Source organism: Rhodanobacteraceae bacterium (assembly GCA_016713135.1).
GTDB lineage: Bacteria > Pseudomonadota > Gammaproteobacteria > Xanthomonadales > SZUA-5 > JADKFD01.
Genome location: JADJPR010000018.1, coordinates 1 through 15,759 on the forward strand (window position 1 = coordinate 1; position 15,759 = coordinate 15,759).

Below are 15,759 nucleotides of genomic sequence, written 5' to 3' on the forward strand. Positions count from 1 at the left end.
TGCGCACGGCACGCGACGCCATCGCCGCCACACTCGCGCCTGCCGATGCTGCCGGGCAGGTTCGCCGCGTGGCGCAACGGTTTGCGCTGGTTGCTGCTGCCGGCGAACTGGCGACGGAGTACGGCTCACAGGATGGTCCGAGGGCGAAGCCGCCTGCCGCCGCCGTCTGTTTCTGCGCGCATGGCTCGGCGCACGCGGGACCACTGGCGCGGCCGAACCCCGCAGCAATGCTGGCGCAGGTTCGCCGCTTCCTGAGGCGCACGGCGAAAGCCGCTTTGCACCGATGGACGAGGCCGACAACCACGCCACCATCAACCGGGCCGGGTTCCGTCGGAAACATCCGAGGGCACGGAATACCTGATCCTTCGCGAGCTTCCGCGAAATCTGCACGGGCTTCGACCATAAGGCCGTCGCGAAGGTATTTCGCTGAGGCCGGCGCATTGAAACCCGACAACGACGGCAGCACGACGAAACCGGAACGGCTGCCGGGGTTCGGTCTCACCCGGTGCTACGTCATCACCGCAGCAATCTGGAGCGCCGGCAATGCTTGACCTGCCCCGCATCCTCGCCGCTGTTACGGCTGTTACGGAAGGCCGCGCGCCAGCCGTAACAGTGAAAACCGCACCAGAACAAGCCTGTACGGCTGTTACGGAAGTTACGGCCGGAATCAGCAAGGGCGCGACTGATTCGGCAGAAGCCCCACAACCACCGACCACCGACCACCCGGAAAGGCTCACGCGAGTCTCTAGTTTTCACCGTAACAACCGTAACAACCGTACAGCCAGCAGTGACGCGGGTTCCGCTGTTACGGAAGCCGAAACGGAAACCGTAACAGCCGTAACAACACCCGCCGCGGTTGTGCAATTGGTGACCTGCGAAACCTGCCGGCACTTCCGACCGGACCCGATCAACCCGCCTGCCGGTGTCGGCATCTGCGCCGCTGGTGTCGCGCATCTGAGCATCGGCCGCGCCCTGCATCCGATGGCGCCACGGTATTGCGCCGGGCATGAGGTGGCGGGATGACCGGGGGGCGTGGGTCCCACAGGGGCGGCAATGCAGGCGGGTCTATGCCGCGCGTCACAGCGCTTGCGCCAGCCGTCGCCCGACTTCCTACCGGCCGGACATTGCCCGCGGCTCTGGCGCTGGTGAGGCATTGCGGTTTACCCATCCGCTCCGATGCAACGTCACAAGGACCCCGGCCGAGGGATTGTTACGGATTGTCCGGGTCCCTGTAGAGGCTCGAAAAAGCACCGCGGGCGCCCTGCCGCGGGGCTCGACAATTTTTCGGCTCCCTAGCGACACAGCAACAGATGCCCGATTTGCGCGTCCTGACGCGCAAAATCGACTGTATCAACTGTAGCGGCACGTTCAATAGGCGGCGACTATGACCGACCACGAACTAGACCAGCGAGTGCAAGCCTGGCCGCCCGGCTGGAGCAACGCGGACATTGGCGTTGGCCCCGAGTTCGCGTCCGCGAGGCGACAGCGGCGCATGTGATCGGCGTGGCCGGCAGAACCTTGCAGCGCTGGCGTGAGGCTGGCATCGGTCCGGCATTCGTCGTGATCTCGCGCAGCGTGACGTATCGCCTGGCTGACTTGCTCGCGTGGATCGACGAGCGCCGGCATGCAGCGAAGGGTCAGTTGTAGCCGCCCCCACGTAATGCGATTGAAGGATGAGTTTGTGCTCACGCACAAACTGCCCATCAAGGGAGACGTTACCACCAGTTGTAACGTCGAATTGCCACCAACCCGCACCGACTCAATCGGCCGCGCGAAAACGGCATCCGCCCCACCCGAGGCGATGTGCGGCATGCGGTGGAGCTGGCGCTGCGGACCTGGCCGGAGAAGTCGCAGCGGTTGATCGCCGAGCAAGTAGGGGTGCGATCAAGGTCACGTGTCGCGACCAAGACTGAGTTTATGCGTAGTCATCACTGCCCGACGCCCCCGCCACCGTCACCGGCAAAGACGGCAAGGTTTACCCAACATCGAAGCCGCGCGAGAAGCGCCGGTGGAAACGCAGATGCCCCTCGGCGAAGACTTGACGAGATCGCCGGCAACCGCCCGTTTCGCGTGATCGTTGTCACCGTCACGACACCAGGCGACACGCGCCGACGCTGACGGCTCACGGCGCAACGGCAGCGCCGGCAAACTGGCACCCATCGACGACAGAGGGTGCAGGATGGACTACTGGCAAGCATTCACGCGAGCCGCCGCGATTTCGGTCGGCGCCGATGTTGCGCGCGCCTCATTGCTCGCACTCGGGCCGCTGACGACCGATGTCACACAACGAACCGATGGCGGTGCAGGCGCAGCTCGCGAACTGCGCGAAGCTCCCGGCCGCCGCGGTGCTGGCTGGACGCGGGCAACGCTGAACGCCGAGATCGCACGATTGAGCGCCAAGAGCGCCGGCTCACGATCCGCCGCGAAGGGCTTCGCGAGCACGAGGCGCGCATGCAAGAGGAGCTGGGCCGCCTGACTCGGCAGCGCGAGAGCACCGGCCGTCTTCTCGAAGAACTGACGCGCGACTTTGAGGCGCTGGCGAACGCCGCAGAAAAGGAGAAAGCAGATGCACGCTGATATCACCAAGGTTCGGGCCGAGATCGAGCGCGTTTGCGCTGAACTGCGCACCCTGAAATCCGGATCAATGACCGTCCCGGAGGAAATCGCGCTCCGTCGCGTGGATCAACTGACCGCGCACTATGCGGAGCTCGCCGAGCCGTGGCTCCGCGGCCTGATCGGCGAACTGACTAGCACGGGCGGCGACAACCCCGCGGCCCTGCTGGAGTGCGGAAACCACCGTGCCCTGCAAATGCAACTGGTGGCGCTGCTGCCCGACCTGATCGGCGACGCGCTGAAATCCAAAGTGCGCGCCCACTACTCGGCAACCGGCGAAACCGGCACCGATCCGGCAACGCTTCCTGCGCGTATCCGCAAGCTGGAAGCCGACTTGCTGGCGCTCGAAATCAAGGACGTTGCACTCAGCGAAAAGCACGGCGAACCGCTGCGCGCCGACACCAATGCGCGCGCCTTGCTCGGCGTCGCTTGATCCACCACAACCGGAGTACGCAAAGATGAAGACGCTGTCGCTGGAAGAGTTCAACGCGCCCGTCGGCCAAGACGAAGCCGGCCGCCGCCTCCACCACGAAGCCGGCCAGCAAGGCCACCACGCCGAACCCCTTCACGCGCGAATACGTCGCCTCGGTCTACGCCGCCCGCAAGGCCAGCACCCCTTCGGCTCCACGCGCCTAGTGCGCGGCGGGATTAGCCGGAGAGTGCCCGCGGAACGCAAAACCCCGGCAGCCGCGGTCCGTAGCTTCTGAGTAACTCCGGCGCGGATGACGCGGCAAACACCACCAGGAGACAGAACATGCAGCCCGATTCCTTCAACGTCCGCCACCAGGCCCAGCGCCGCCCCGAGCCGCCCCGAGCCGCCGGCACCCCAGCCGCGAACCGCCCGCGAGAAGTTCATCGCGTTTGCGACTCGGCGTGCTGCCGAGCTGGGCATCAAACCGGGCTATGACGCATGAACGCCGCCACCTTTTGCGGACTCACTGATGCCGAGAAGCGCGCACACGTCGCCACGCTGAGCAACCACCAGCGCCGCAAGCTGATTGACGCGGTGGCCGACTATCACCAGAGCAACGGCAACCCGGACCCGTTCAAGCTGAAAGCGAATGCCGAGTTCCGCGAGTGGGCAGCCAAGCGCGCGCCGAGGTGACAAGGCCTGCCGCGTGTCTCATTGCACGCGAGAGCCGGCCGCCGGCTGCGATGCCGGCCGCCTGGCCGGTGAGTGGCGACAAACCCCGGCAGCCGCGGCTCGGCCGTTCGTCGGCGAGTGACGCGGCAACCCTGCAACCGATAGGCGCACCGTGGACGAACTGACTTTCAGCATCGCGCAGATTGCCCGGAGCATGAGGGCGGCTCGCGAGACAGTCTCACGGAAGCTAGCCGCGGCAGGCGTGGAGCCAGCCGGGCAGCGTGGCGGATATCCGGTGTACGACCTGCCCGCCATCGTGGCCGCATTCGCAGCGCACGGCGGCAAGCGCGACCCTAGCCAGATGAGCGCGTTCGAGCTGCGCGCGTTCTACGCCGCCGAACGGGATCGGCTAAAGCCTGGGCGTCGAGGCCGGCGACCTGCTGGTGCGTGCTGATGTTGCCGCTGTCCTCGGGCGCATCGCCGGGCCGCTGGTGCGCGAGCTGGAAACGCTGCCGGATCGCCTAGAGCGCGACATGCGCGTCAGTGGTGAGGTTGTGGAGTACGTGCGCGGAGTGATCCGGGCAGCGCGTGATCGGATGGCGGCAGCGATAGACGAGGTGGGAAGTGAACGACTACACCCAGCGCTTCAACGAAGCATTGGCCGCGATCTGTGACCGCGCCGACGCCGCGATGCAAGCGGAGCCGGAGCGATGCCGCGAGATCCGCCAGCAGGCCGAGCGCGACATCGCCGCCCTACCGGAAACCCTCGCGCCCGATCCCGCATGGCCGGCTGACAAGCGGCAGGCGTTCGAGCTATGGCGCGGCGATCTGATCCAGCAGCAAAGGAGAAAGCAACATGCAGGACAATCCGATCATCAACCCCACGGTTGAGCAAGCGAGGTTCCTCGAAATCGCCGACCGGCAGGCCGCGCTTCGCGACTATGAATCGGCCCTGGCGCGCGTCCGTGTGGCAATGAATGTGCATCGCGGTGCCTGTCGGCAATGACTTCACGTTCCCGGCGCGACCGACTGACCGACGCCGACAACGAAGTCCACGAGCCCGGCCACGTGCCGGGCTTTTTGTTACTGCACCTGCCCGCCATCTGGCACCAGCGCGCCCGCTATCTCGTCGAAGCGCCAGCGCGCCGCGCGCTGCCTGTCCGCGTCGCCGTCCACGATGGCTAGCGCGTAGTCGGATAGCAGGCCGCGGAATCGAGCCGCTAGCGGTGTGTCGCCGTCAGGCCGCAAGGACTCGCGCACCCACCGCGCCACCGTCTGCGCCTTCGGATCGTCCGGCAGGCGTGCGCACTCGTCGAGGATGCGAAGGGCTTCGCGTAGTCGGTCGGGCTGCATGCCTGGACTATCGCACCGTCTGCGGCTCGCTGGGGACTTGGCACGATGCAGGCCGGGAGGCATCGGTGGGATACTCGGACTCGCTGAGGCACTCACAGAGGGCAAGCATGCGAACCGTGATCGCAATCGCGCTGACACTGGCCGCTAACGCCGTGTTCGCCTCGCAGGTCTACAAGTGCAAGGACGTCAATGGGACCGTTGTGTTCAGCCAGCGGCCCTGCGCGGATGATCCGGCGCAAGTGGAAACCGTTGATACGTCGCGTTCGCTCAAGACCGGAACGGGTGGATCGGTCGAGGAACAGAGCGAATTCGCCGCTATGAACGAGATCCGCCGCAAGTGTGCGGCCAGACTGGACGGCATATCCGGCCGATACGCTGCGCAGCGAGCCAGCATCGCGAGACAGATCGCGGCACTGGAGGCCAGCATCGAGCGGACCAACAACAACTTGGCCGGCGCAACGGCGGAATCCGGCTTGCGTCAGCAGATTGGAAGCCTGTCGGTCGAACGTGGCTCACTCGCTGCCGCTGAGGCAAGCGAGATGCAGTCAGCACGTCAGCAGTGCCGCGACGAGAGAGAAGGCAGAGGAAGAGCGCCAAGCGGAGGCGCAGAGGGAGCGCACGAAGTAGCGCTTGTTACGCAGTCGTTACGCACCGGCAAAATTGTCGCCTTTTCGGACGTCCAAAAACAGCGATAACCTATTGATTTATAAATGGTGCCGGCGGAGGGAATCGAACCCCCGACCTACTGATTACAAATCAGTTGCTCTACCAATTGAGCTACGCCGGCGCGGGTTGGCGATTGTAAGCGCTGGGCGGTGTGTGCGCGAGGGTGGATCAGGCGTGGCCGGGTGTGAGGAAGCGGCGGGCGAGTTCTTCGGCGTTGACCGCGGGGCTGATCAGGAAGCCCTGGAAATGGTCGCAGCCGCGCGCGCGCAGGAATTCGAGCTGGGCCTGGGTTTCCACGCCTTCTGCCAGGATGTCGAGGTGCAGGGTGTGGCCGAGCGCGATGATGGCTGCGGCGATCTCCGCGCCGCCTTCGTGGCTGGGGATGTCGGCCACGAAGCTGCGGTCGATCTTCAGCGTGTCCAGCGGCAGGCGCTTGAGGTAGGCGAGCGAGCTGTAGCCGGTGCCGAAATCGTCGATGGCGACGCGCACGCCCAGGCCGCGCAGCGCGTGCAGGGTGCCGATCACCATGCTGCCGTGCTCCATCAGCATGGATTCGGTGATCTCCAGCTCCAACGCGTCCGGGTCGAGGCCGGTGTCGGCGAGCACACGCGTCAGCCGGTCCGGGAACTCCGGTTGGCGCAACTGGCGCGCCGACAGGTTGACGCACAGGCGCAGGTCCGGATGCGCGCTGCGGCGCCAGCGCTGGACCTGGCGACAGGCGGTCTCCAGCACCCAGTCGCCGAGCGCGGAAATCAGGCCGGTTTCCTCGGCCAGCGGGATGAAGCGGCCCGGGTAGACCATCGGCTCGCCCGGTGGCTGCCAGCGCACCAGCGCCTCGACGCCCATGATGCGGGTGCTGTCGCAGTCGAGCAGCGGCTGGTAATGGACCTCGAATTCGCCGCGCGTGAGTGCGCGGCGCAGGCGGCCCTCGAGTTCCAGGCGGTCGCTGGCGGCGTCGACCAGGCTCGGCGTGTAGAAATGGAAGGTGTTGCGGCCCAGGTCCTTGGCGCGATACAGCGCCGCGTCGGCGCAGCGCACCAGGTCGGTGGCAGTGCTGCCATCCTCGGGATACAGGCTGATGCCGATGCTGGCGTCGGCGAAGACCTCGTGACCGCTGGGCAGCAGGAAGGGCTCGCTCAGCGTCGAGAGCAGATGGCGCGCGACATCGCCGGCGGCGCGCGCGTTGCCCACGCTCTCGACGATCACCAGGAATTCGTCGCCGCCGAGGCGCGCGACCGTGTCGCTGCTGCCGGCGGCGCGGCGGAAGCGCTCGCCGACGGCGCACAGCAGCTCGTCGCCCACCTGATGGCCGAGGCTATCGTTGACCGTCTTGAAGCGGTCCATGTCGATGAACAGCAGGGCCAGCCGATGCCCGTCGTGCTCGGCGCGGCTGATGGCGTACTCCAGCCGTGTCTGCGCCAGCAGTCGATTGGGCAGCCCGGTGAGCGGGTCGAAGTGCGCCAGGCGCGCCAGTTCGGCCTCGGTCTGCTTCAGCCGCGAGATGTCGGTGACCACGCCGACGTAATGCCGCAATCGGCCGCCTTCGTCGCGCACGGCGCTGATCGTCAGCCACTCGGGGAAGACCTCGCCGTTGCGCCGGCGGCTCCAGATCTCGCCCTGCCAGTGGCCCTTGCCGCCAAGGTCCGCCCACATCTCGGCGAAGAAGCGGTCGTCGTGGCGCCCGGACTGCAGCAGGCGCGGGTTCTGCCCGAGCAACTCGGACTCGGGATAGCCGGTGATCTCGCAATAGGCGCGATTGACCGCAATGATGCGAGCGCTGAGGTCGGTGACCACCACGCCATCGCGGGTGCTGTCGATCACCGCGGCCGACAGGCGCAGGCGCTCCTCGGTCTGCTTGCGTGCATCGATGTCGAGCAGGATGCCGACCATGCCTTCCGGGCGCCCGGTGCTGTCCACCAGCGTACGCCCTACCGACTGCACCCAGCGGGGCGACTCGTCCGTGGTCTGCACCCGGTATTCGATGGACAGCGGCGCCGCGGTGCGGAAGGCGTGCTCGAACTCGGCGTCCACCCAGGCGCGATCGGCCGGATGGACCGCGCCCAGCCAGTTCTGGTAGCTCGGCTCCACGCACCCGGGTTCCAGGCCGAGCAACTCGAAGTAGCGTTCCGACCAGCGGCTGGGTTGCCCCGGGCGCCATTCCCAGGCGCCGGCGCCGGCGCCCTCCAGGGCCATGCGCTGGCGTTGCTCGCTGGTGCGCAGGGCGGCAACCACGCGTTCCTGTTCGATCGCCGCGGCCAGCGCGGCGGCCGTCAACCGCAGCACGCGTTCTTCGGCCGAAGTCCAGTGGCGCACATGGCGCACGGAATCGAAGCCGACGAAGCCCCACAGCTGGCCGCGCAGGTTGACCGGCACCACGATCAGGCTCTGGATCTGCTGCGCCTCAAGGATCTCGCGCTCTTCCGCAGGAAACCCGGATACGGCCCCGGCGACCGCGCTGTCGCCACGCAGCAGCGCCAGCCAGCGCGGGAACAGGCGCTCGAACGGCAGGTCCCGCAAGGTCGGGTTGTCGATCTCGGGAGCGATCCCTTCCTGGCACCATTCATGGCGCTGGCTGGCGAGCACTTCGCCATGCATGCTGTGGGTCTCGAAGATGTAGACGCGGTCGGCGCCCATGCCCAGGCCCAGGCGCTCCAGCACGCGCTGCACCAGGTGCCCGAGTGGCTCGTCCTCCAGCAGCGCCGGCACCGCGCTGGCCGCGAGTTCCAGCCCAAGCTCGGCTTGCTTGCGCCCGGTGACGTCGAGCAGGACACCGTTGAAGGCGACCGGATGGCCGTCCGGCGCGCGTTCGATCCAGGTGTGGTCCTCCACCCAGCGCCAGCCATCCTGGCCGTCGCGCAGGCGGTACTCCTGCAGGAAGCGGTCGCGGCCCAGGGTGGCGTGACGCTCCACCTCCAGCGCCACGCGCGGCAGGTCCTCCGGGTGGATCAAGTCGGCGAATGGCGGGTCGCCGCGTTCCAGAGCGCGCGGTTCGTAGCCCCAGCGACGCACGTTGTCCGACACCATCGCGACCGGCCACCCGGGTGCAGCAATCCAGCGGAATGCGACCGCTTCGGTGCGCAGCAGGATTTCCCCGAGTGCCGCGGTAGACGGTTCCTGCATTGCTCGCGTGGCCAGAAGGGTGGCGCGGTCCATGTTAGTGACACTGGCTGCCGGTGTCACAGTTTGGGCCAAGTGTTGCGCAGTCCCAAATAGCGCTTTGGCCTAATCCGGCGATTCCGCGCGCGGGCGCACGGAAATTTCCCTCTCGCCGAACATGCCGCAAGGCATTGATTTAGCGATGATAAATTCGGAGGGCACGAGGGCACGAGGGCAAGAGGGCGCGAGGGCACGCAAGGCGCTCCTGCGCACCGACCGGCTCTTGCGTGCCCTCGTGCCCTCGTGGCCTCATGCCCTCCAGTCCGACGCGCGAATGGCCGCACCGACAGGGGCGACCGGCCCACCCACGGGTGGATCGGCCGGCGGGCTTCTCAACCGTTTGCCGCGTCCTTTTCCTTGCGCACCACACGCACGGAGAGCTCCTGCAACTGGCGGTCAGGCACCTCGGACGGCGCGTCGGTCAGCGGGCACTGGGCGCTGGCGGTCTTCGGGAAGGCGATCACCTCGCGGATCGAGTCGACCCCGCACATCAGGGTGGCGATGCGGTCGATGCCGAAGGCGATGCCGCCGTGCGGCGGGCAGCCGTAGCGCAGCGCTTCGAGCAGGAAGCCGAACTTGACCTTGGCCTCTTCCTCCTCGATGCCCAGCAGGCGGAACACCGCCGACTGCAGCTCCGGGCGGTGGATGCGGATCGAGCCGCCGCCGATCTCGTTGCCGTTGAGCACGCAGTCGTAGCCGCGCGACAGTGCATCGCCCGGGTTGGCGGTCAGCTCGGCCACATCGTCGATCGACGGCGCGGTGAACGGGTGGTGCAGCGAGACCCAGCGGTTTTCTGCGTGATCGAACTCGAACATCGGGAAATCGACCACCCACAGCGGACGCCAGCCGTCCTCGACCAGCTTGCAGTCGCGGCCGACCACCAGGCGCAGCGCGCCCATGAAGTCCGACACCGTCTTGTACGGGCCGGCGCCGAAGAAGATCAAATCGCCGGTCTGCGCACCGACGGCCTTGAGGATGCCGTCCAGCGCCGCGTCGTCGAGGAACTTGACGATCGGGCTGGTCATGCCGTCGCGGCCCTTGGCGAGGTCATCGACGCGGATCCACGCCAGGCCCTTGGCGCCGTAGCGCGCCACGTAAGGGCCGTAGTCGTCGATCTGCTTGCGCGTCAGCGTCGCGCCGTTCGGCACGCGCAGCGCGGCCACGCGGCCGCCGGCGTCGTTGGCCGGGCCGGCGAAGACCTTGAAGCCGCTGGTCTTGACGAACTCGGCCACGTCGACCAGTTCCAGCGGGTTGCGCAGATCCGGCTTGTCCGAGCCATAGCGCCGCATCGCCTCCGAGTAGGGCATGCGCGGGAAGGGGTTGGCCAGTTCCACTCCGATCACCGTGCGGAACACATGCCGCACCAGTTCCTCGACGCGGTCCTGGATGTCCTGCTCGCGCACGAAGGCCATCTCGATGTCGAGCTGGGTGAATTCCGGCTGGCGGTCGGCGCGCAGGTCCTCGTCGCGGAAGCAGCGCGCGATCTGGTAGTAGCGGTCCATGCCGGCCATCATCAGGATCTGCTTGAACAGCTGCGGGCTCTGCGGCAGGGCGTAGAACTGGCCCGGGTTGACGCGGCTCGGCACCAGGTAGTCGCGCGCGCCTTCCGGCGTGGCCTTGGTCAGGATCGGCGTCTCGATGTCCTGGAAATCCTGCGCGTCGAGGTAGTGGCGGATCTCCTGCACCAGCTTGGTGCGCAGGCGCAGCTGCTTCTGCATCTGGCTGCGGCGGATGTCGAGATAGCGGTAGCGCAGGCGCGCCTCCTCGTTCGGTGTCTCGTCGAGCATGAAGGGCAGCGGCGCCGACGCGTTCAGCACTTCCACGGTGGTCGCGATCACCTCGATCATGCCGGTGGACAGGCGCTCGTTGACCTGCGAAGCCGGCCGCGCGCGCACCGTGCCTTCGATGCGCAGGCAAAACTCGTAGCGCACGCGGTCCGCCGCGGCGAAGGCCGCGGCATTGTCCGGCTCGATCACCACCTGGACTACGCCGGAGTGGTCGCGCAGATCGACGAAGATCACCCCGCCGTGGTCGCGCCGCGTATTCGCCCAGCCGCAGAGCACCACATTGTTGCCGGCCAGGGTCTCGTCGACTCGGCCGCACAGGTGGCTGCGAAAGGAAGTTTGGGCGGACATGGCACGCTCATTGCGAGGGGAAAGGGGCCGCGGATGCTACGGGAGGCGTGCGCGAGGCCGCAAACCAGAGCCGCGTCCCCGCTACGCCCAAAGAGCTGGCTGCGATTGACGTCCGGCAAGCCCCATGCGTGGCATGCTTGGGCCAGGAAAGCAGGGGCGGTCGCCAGGCTTGCGATGGAAATCGAAGAGCGCAGAGTCGACATCGACCAGCTAGCTCCGGGCATGTATGTCTCGCGGCTCGATCGCCCGTGGGCGGAAACCGACTTTCCGCTGCAGGGTTTCCGGGTAGACAGCCAGGCCGACGTGCAGCGACTGGGCCAGGTTTGCCGCCACGTCTACATCGACGTGCAGAAGAGTGTGCGCGCGGAGGCGGTGACGCCGCTGCAGCGCCTGGGTTACGACAGCGTGCGCCTGCGCGGGAGGCCGCTGCCACCGCCGCTGGCGTACACGGACAGCGAGACGCTGGCCGAAGAACTTCCGGCGGCACGGCGCGCCTTCGATGAAGCGCATGCGCTCGCCGCCAGCTTCATCGCCGATGTGCGTGCGGGGCGCCGGTTGTCGCCGGCGGCGCTGAATGGTGCGATCGAGCCGATCGTTGCCAGCGTGATCCGCAATGCGGATGCCTTCCATTGGCTCAATGCGCTGCGCAAACGCGATTCCTACAGCTACAGCCATGCGGTCAACTGCTGCGCGCTGGCAGCGAGCTTCGGCCGGCACCTGGGTTTCCCACGCGAGATGCTGGTCGACCTGGCCAGCGCCGGCATGCTGATGGATATCGGCAAGTCGGTGCTGCCGCAGGAAATGCTGGCACGCCCCGGCCCACTGGCGCCGATCGAGTGGCCCCTGGTCGAGTCGCACGTGTCAGCGGGTCTGCGCATGCTCGCCGAATCCGGGATCGACCAGCCCGAGATCGTGGAGATGATCCGCGCCCACCATGAACGCCACGATGGCTCGGGTTACCCCGCCCGGCTGAGTGGCAGCCTGATCCCGCTCCCGGCGCGGATGCTCGGCCTGATCGATACTTTCGATGCGCTGTGCAGCCCGCGACCGCATCAGGTCGCGATGTCGCGGCACGACGCGCTCCAATGGCTCTATCGCCAGCGCGACCTGCTGTTCCAGGCCGAGCTGATCGAGCAGTTCAGCCAGTCGCTGGGGGTTTACCCCACCGGCACCCTGGTGCAGCTCAGCACTGGCGAGATCGCCATGGTGATGGCGCAGAATCCCGCGCGACGTTTGTATCCGCGCGTCACCGTGCTGACCCGTGCGGACAAGACGCTGGATCCGGCCTTCCGCCAGGTGGACTTGTGGTTGCTGGCGAATGCCGGGTCCGGCCAGACCCGGGTGGTGATCGAACGCGCGCTGCCGCCCGGTGCGCATGGTCTCGACGTGAGCGAGCTCTACCTGTGAAGCGGGCTCCGTGCTGATCGGCCGCGCCGATCTCGACAGCATCGACCGGACCCTCGCGGAGTCCGCGTCGCATGGCGCATCCGGCCTGCTGCTGGTGCACTTGCGCGGCATGCGCCAACTGGTCGCGCTGCTGGGGATCGAGGCCGGCGCGGCGCTCGCCGATGCCGCCGAGGCGCGCTTGCGGCAGTTGCTGCGGCCTCAGGATCAGGTCTGGCGCCTGGCCGACGACGAATGCCTGGTGGTGCTGCCGGGTTTGCTCAGCGCCAACCACGGCATGCTTGCGGCACGCAAGGTCCAGCGCGAGTTCGAAACCCCGCTCGATGTCCTCGGCCGGCCGATGACGCCGCTGCTGACACTGGCGCTGGCTACCTGCACCGAGGCGGACCCGGACAGCGACCGCCTGCTCCGGCGCGCGCTGGTGGCGCTCGATCGCGCGCTGGAGCGCAACAACCGCCTGGAACTGGCGGGCGATGCCGCCGACGACCTCTGGCTGCAGGATGATCTGCGCGACGCGCTGGTCAACAATGAGCTGTCGGTGCTGTTCCAGCCGGTGGTGGCCTTGGCCACGCGGCGGATCGTCGCGGTGGAGGCGCTGGCGCGCTGGAACTCACGCCGGCACGGCATCATCCCGCCCAGCCGCTTCATCGCCCTGGCCGAGCAGGCCGGGCTGGCGCCGGAGCTGACGCGCTGGAGCGTGAATGCGGTCCTGCGCGAATACGCACCGCTGCGCAGGCAGGCGCCGGCGCTGCGCTGCGCGATCAACCTGTCGCCCAAGGTGTTCAGTCACTACGGTTTCGAGGACCAGATCAAGTCCGCGCTGGCGATCTGGGACGTGCCGCCGGCCAGCCTGACGCTGGAAGTCACCGAAACCGCGGTGATGGAGGATCCCGAGCTGAGCAGCGCCGCCCTGCGCGAGTTGCGCGCGGACGGTGTCCGGGTGGCGATCGACGACTTCGGCCAGGGCTATTCCTCGTTCTCCTACCTCAAGCATTTCCCGGCGACCGAACTGAAGATCGACCAGTCCTTCGTCACGCCGATGGTCCGCGACGCGCGCGCCGCGCAACTGGTGCGCTCGATCGTCGACCTCGCCCACCATCTGGACATGGAGGCGGTGGGCGAGGGCGTGGAGGACGACCAGACCGCCCAGGCGCTCGCCGCACTGGGTTGCGATCTCGCCCAGGGCTATCACCTCGGCCGGCCGATGCCGGCCCGGGAACTGCTGGCGTTGATGTAGGAATCCGGGTCAACGCTGCCGGTGCGCTTGTTCGCGCATCTAGTCGTGGATGCGCGTAGCCCGGCGGTACGCGCGCAGCGCGTTCCCCGGGTGCTTGCCGCCAGTCGCCGGCGGTGAATCGCTGCGCGATACGCCGCCCTGAAAAAGAGCGATTCTGCGTGCCCTCGTGCCCTCGTGCCCTCGTGCCCTCGTGCCCTCCTGGCCCATCACCGCGAGATCATCGCACCGCGAAAGATCCGGGCAGAGCGCGGCGGTCGCTCAGACCTTCAGCACCTGCTTGCCGAAGTTTTTCCCCGCCAGCAGATGGCGCAGCGCCGCCGGGAAATTCGCCAGTCCCTCGATCACGTCGACCTTGCCCTTGAGCTTGCCGGCCATCACCAGCGGTGCCATCGCGGCGATGGCTTCCTCGCCGCGGTGCAGGTAGTCGATCACGACGAATCCCTCCATCCGGGCGCGTGACGAAATCAGCGAGAGGTAGTTGGCCGGGCCGCGCATCTCGCCGGTGGCGTTGTACTGCGAGATGCCGCCGCAGACCACGATGCGGGCGCGCAGGCGCAGGCGCTTGAGCACCGAGTCGAGGATCTCGCCGCCGACGTTGTCGAAATAGACATCGATGCCATCCGGGCACTGTTCCGCCAGCGCCTTGCCGACCTTCTCGGACTTGTAGTCGATGACGCCGTCAGCACCAAGTTCATCCTTCACGTAGGCGCACTTGTCCGGGCCGCCGGCAATGCCGATCACGCGGCAGCCCCAGGCCTTGGCCAGTTGCACCACGGTGGAGCCGACCGCGCCGGCGGCCGCGGAGACCACCACGGTCTCGCCCGCCTTGGCCTGGCCGATCTCCTTGAGGCCAAAATAGGCGGTGAATCCGGTGGCGCCGAACACATGCAGCGCCCAGGTGGGATCCGGCAGCGCGCGCGCGTCGAAGGCGCGCAGCCCGCGGCCGTCGGTGATCAGTTCCTCGGTCACGCCGGTCATGCCGCCCACCCAGGTGCCGACCGGCAGCTTCGGGTTCTTCGACTCGACCACCTCGCCGGCGCCGCCGGCGCGCATCACCTCGCCCAGGCCCACCGGCGGCCAGTAGGACTTCTGCTCGGTCATCCAGATGCGCATCGCCGGATCCACCGACACATAGCGCACCGCCACCCGCGCCTCGCCATCGTGCAATTCACGCGGCGCGATCGGGCGCAGTTCGAAATCGGAATCCTTGGGCTCGCCTTCAGGGCGGGCGATGAGGTGCAGGGAGTGGGGCATGGTGGGGCTCGCAGGTAGAGGCGGAAGGGAAATCGTGGGACGCGGAGAAGGTCAAAAGTGAAAAGTGAAAAGTGAAAGCCGCGGCCCGCAGTCCTTTCACTTTTCACCTTTTACTGCATCACGCTTCACCCGGCATGTAGCCGTACACCCGACACCAGCACGCCGTCCACGTCCGCGTAGATCCAGTCATCAGGCGCGATGGTGCAGCCGGCGAATTCCACCACGCGGCCTGCATGGCCGGTGTGCAGGCCCTTCTCGCTCTTGCGCGGATGGGGGGCGAGCGCCTTGATGCCGATGGCGTGCTGGACCAGCTCGGCCAGGTCGCGGACGCAGCCATTGACGATGATGCCGGCCCAATTGTTGCGCCGCCCGAGCTCGGCCAGCATGCCGCCTACCAGCGCGCAGCGCAGCGAGCCGCCGCCATCCACCACCAGCACCCGGCCGTCGCCCGGGGTTTCCAGGGTGGCGCGCACCAGTGCGTTGTCTTCGAATACCTTGAGCGTCACCGCGCGCCCGTGGAAAGCGGTCACGCCGCCGAAATCGCGAAAGACCGGCGCCAGCGCGCGGGCTTCAGGGTGGGCATCGGAAAGGTCGGTGGTGGCGAGCGTCACGGGCGGGGCCATCGAGTGCAATGCCCACGATTCTAGTGTCCCCTGCCATTCGTTGGTTGAAGAAATTTCCGATGCATTTTGGCCCGAGGCGAGGCGAGAGGAGGGTGAAACCGGCGGCTTGCGCGGCATGCCGCGCGCCGGCTTGGACGCCCGCAACTGGTTGCGGGCCGGAACCGGAGGTCATGGCAGGGCTATGGCGACGACGAGCAACGCCGCATCGGTGCAAAATTCATCGGAAATTTCTTC

At 67.3% G+C, this 15,759-nt stretch carries 16 protein-coding genes and 1 tRNA gene; 11 read left to right on the forward strand and 6 right to left on the reverse strand.

The window, feature by feature from the left end:
* The first annotated feature begins 543 nt into the window (after positions 1 to 543).
* The 8 genes from IPK27_14385 to IPK27_14420 all read left to right on the forward strand — a co-directional run bounded on the left by IPK27_14385 (position 544) and on the right by IPK27_14420 (position 4,703).
* Positions 544 to 1,023: a hypothetical protein gene (locus IPK27_14385; GenBank protein MBK8068762.1), complete on the forward strand. Its 480-nt coding sequence runs from the start codon at positions 544 to 546 to the stop codon at positions 1,021 to 1,023.
* Positions 1,024 to 1,431: 408 nt separating this feature from the next.
* On the forward strand, positions 1,432 to 1,647 hold the full coding sequence (locus tag IPK27_14390) for a hypothetical protein (GenBank protein ID MBK8068763.1): 216 nt from the start codon (positions 1,432 to 1,434) through the stop codon (positions 1,645 to 1,647).
* A gap of 880 nt (positions 1,648 to 2,527) precedes the next feature.
* Complete coding sequence (locus IPK27_14395) at positions 2,528 to 3,046, forward strand: hypothetical protein (protein ID MBK8068764.1); 519 nt, start codon at positions 2,528 to 2,530, stop codon at positions 3,044 to 3,046.
* A 477-nt stretch (positions 3,047 to 3,523) separates the two neighbouring features.
* Entirely contained in the window at positions 3,524 to 3,718 is a 195-nt protein-coding gene (locus IPK27_14400) for a hypothetical protein (protein MBK8068765.1), read from the forward strand.
* A 151-nt stretch (positions 3,719 to 3,869) separates the two neighbouring features.
* Entirely contained in the window at positions 3,870 to 4,151 is a 282-nt protein-coding gene (locus tag IPK27_14405; protein ID MBK8068766.1) for a DUF1441 family protein, read from the forward strand.
* Complete coding sequence (locus tag IPK27_14410; protein ID MBK8068767.1) at positions 4,141 to 4,371, forward strand: DUF1441 family protein; 231 nt, start codon at positions 4,141 to 4,143, stop codon at positions 4,369 to 4,371. Before IPK27_14405 ends, IPK27_14410 begins: the two co-directional genes overlap by 11 nt.
* Positions 4,322 to 4,588 (forward strand): hypothetical protein, encoded by a 267-nt coding sequence (locus tag IPK27_14415; protein ID MBK8068768.1) that lies wholly within the window; start codon positions 4,322 to 4,324, stop codon positions 4,586 to 4,588. The genes IPK27_14410 and IPK27_14415 overlap by 50 nt, the downstream gene beginning before the upstream one ends.
* Positions 4,554 to 4,703, forward strand: a complete 150-nt coding sequence (locus tag IPK27_14420; protein ID MBK8068769.1) for a hypothetical protein — start codon at positions 4,554 to 4,556, stop codon at positions 4,701 to 4,703. Before IPK27_14415 ends, IPK27_14420 begins: the two co-directional genes overlap by 35 nt.
* A gap of 77 nt (positions 4,704 to 4,780) precedes the next feature.
* Here the strand turns inward: IPK27_14420 and IPK27_14425 are convergent, their stop codons facing one another.
* Positions 4,781 to 5,050: a hypothetical protein gene (locus IPK27_14425; protein MBK8068770.1), complete on the reverse strand. Its 270-nt coding sequence runs from the start codon at positions 5,048 to 5,050 to the stop codon at positions 4,781 to 4,783.
* A gap of 107 nt (positions 5,051 to 5,157) precedes the next feature.
* On the opposite strand from IPK27_14425, the gene IPK27_14430 reads away from it, so the two are divergent.
* Positions 5,158 to 5,745, forward strand: coding sequence for a DUF4124 domain-containing protein (locus tag IPK27_14430; GenBank protein ID MBK8068771.1), 588 nt, complete (start codon positions 5,158 to 5,160; stop codon positions 5,743 to 5,745).
* A gap of 16 nt (positions 5,746 to 5,761) precedes the next feature.
* Here the strand turns inward: IPK27_14430 and IPK27_14435 are convergent.
* The 3 genes from IPK27_14435 to aspS form a co-directional block, all read right to left on the reverse strand.
* Positions 5,762 to 5,837, reverse strand: a tRNA-Thr gene (locus IPK27_14435).
* Positions 5,838 to 5,884: 47 nt separating this feature from the next.
* Positions 5,885 to 8,836, reverse strand: a complete 2,952-nt coding sequence (locus tag IPK27_14440; protein ID MBK8068772.1) for an EAL domain-containing protein — start codon at positions 8,834 to 8,836, stop codon at positions 5,885 to 5,887.
* Between the two features lie 368 nt (positions 8,837 to 9,204).
* Positions 9,205 to 11,007 (reverse strand): aspartate--tRNA ligase, encoded by a 1,803-nt coding sequence (gene aspS / locus IPK27_14445; protein MBK8068773.1) that lies wholly within the window; start codon positions 11,005 to 11,007, stop codon positions 9,205 to 9,207.
* Positions 11,008 to 11,181: 174 nt separating this feature from the next.
* Between aspS and IPK27_14450 the strand changes: the two genes are divergently transcribed.
* Together IPK27_14450 and IPK27_14455 are read left to right on the forward strand one after the other, a co-directional pair.
* Entirely contained in the window at positions 11,182 to 12,414 is a 1,233-nt protein-coding gene (locus tag IPK27_14450; GenBank protein MBK8068774.1) for an HD-GYP domain-containing protein, read from the forward strand.
* 10 nt (positions 12,415 to 12,424) lie between these two features.
* Positions 12,425 to 13,648 (forward strand): EAL domain-containing protein, encoded by a 1,224-nt coding sequence (locus IPK27_14455; GenBank protein MBK8068775.1) that lies wholly within the window; start codon positions 12,425 to 12,427, stop codon positions 13,646 to 13,648.
* Positions 13,649 to 13,906: 258 nt separating this feature from the next.
* On the opposite strand, the gene IPK27_14460 is transcribed toward IPK27_14455, so the two are convergent.
* Together IPK27_14460 and rraA are read right to left on the reverse strand one after the other, a co-directional pair.
* The gene (locus IPK27_14460) at positions 13,907 to 14,902 is read right to left on the reverse strand and encodes an NADP-dependent oxidoreductase (GenBank protein ID MBK8068776.1); all 996 of its coding nucleotides are present in this window, start codon (positions 14,900 to 14,902) and stop codon (positions 13,907 to 13,909) included.
* Between the two features lie 125 nt (positions 14,903 to 15,027).
* Positions 15,028 to 15,525, reverse strand: coding sequence for a ribonuclease E activity regulator RraA (gene rraA / locus IPK27_14465; GenBank protein ID MBK8068777.1), 498 nt, complete (start codon positions 15,523 to 15,525; stop codon positions 15,028 to 15,030).
* Positions 15,526 to 15,759: the final 234 nt, after the last annotated feature.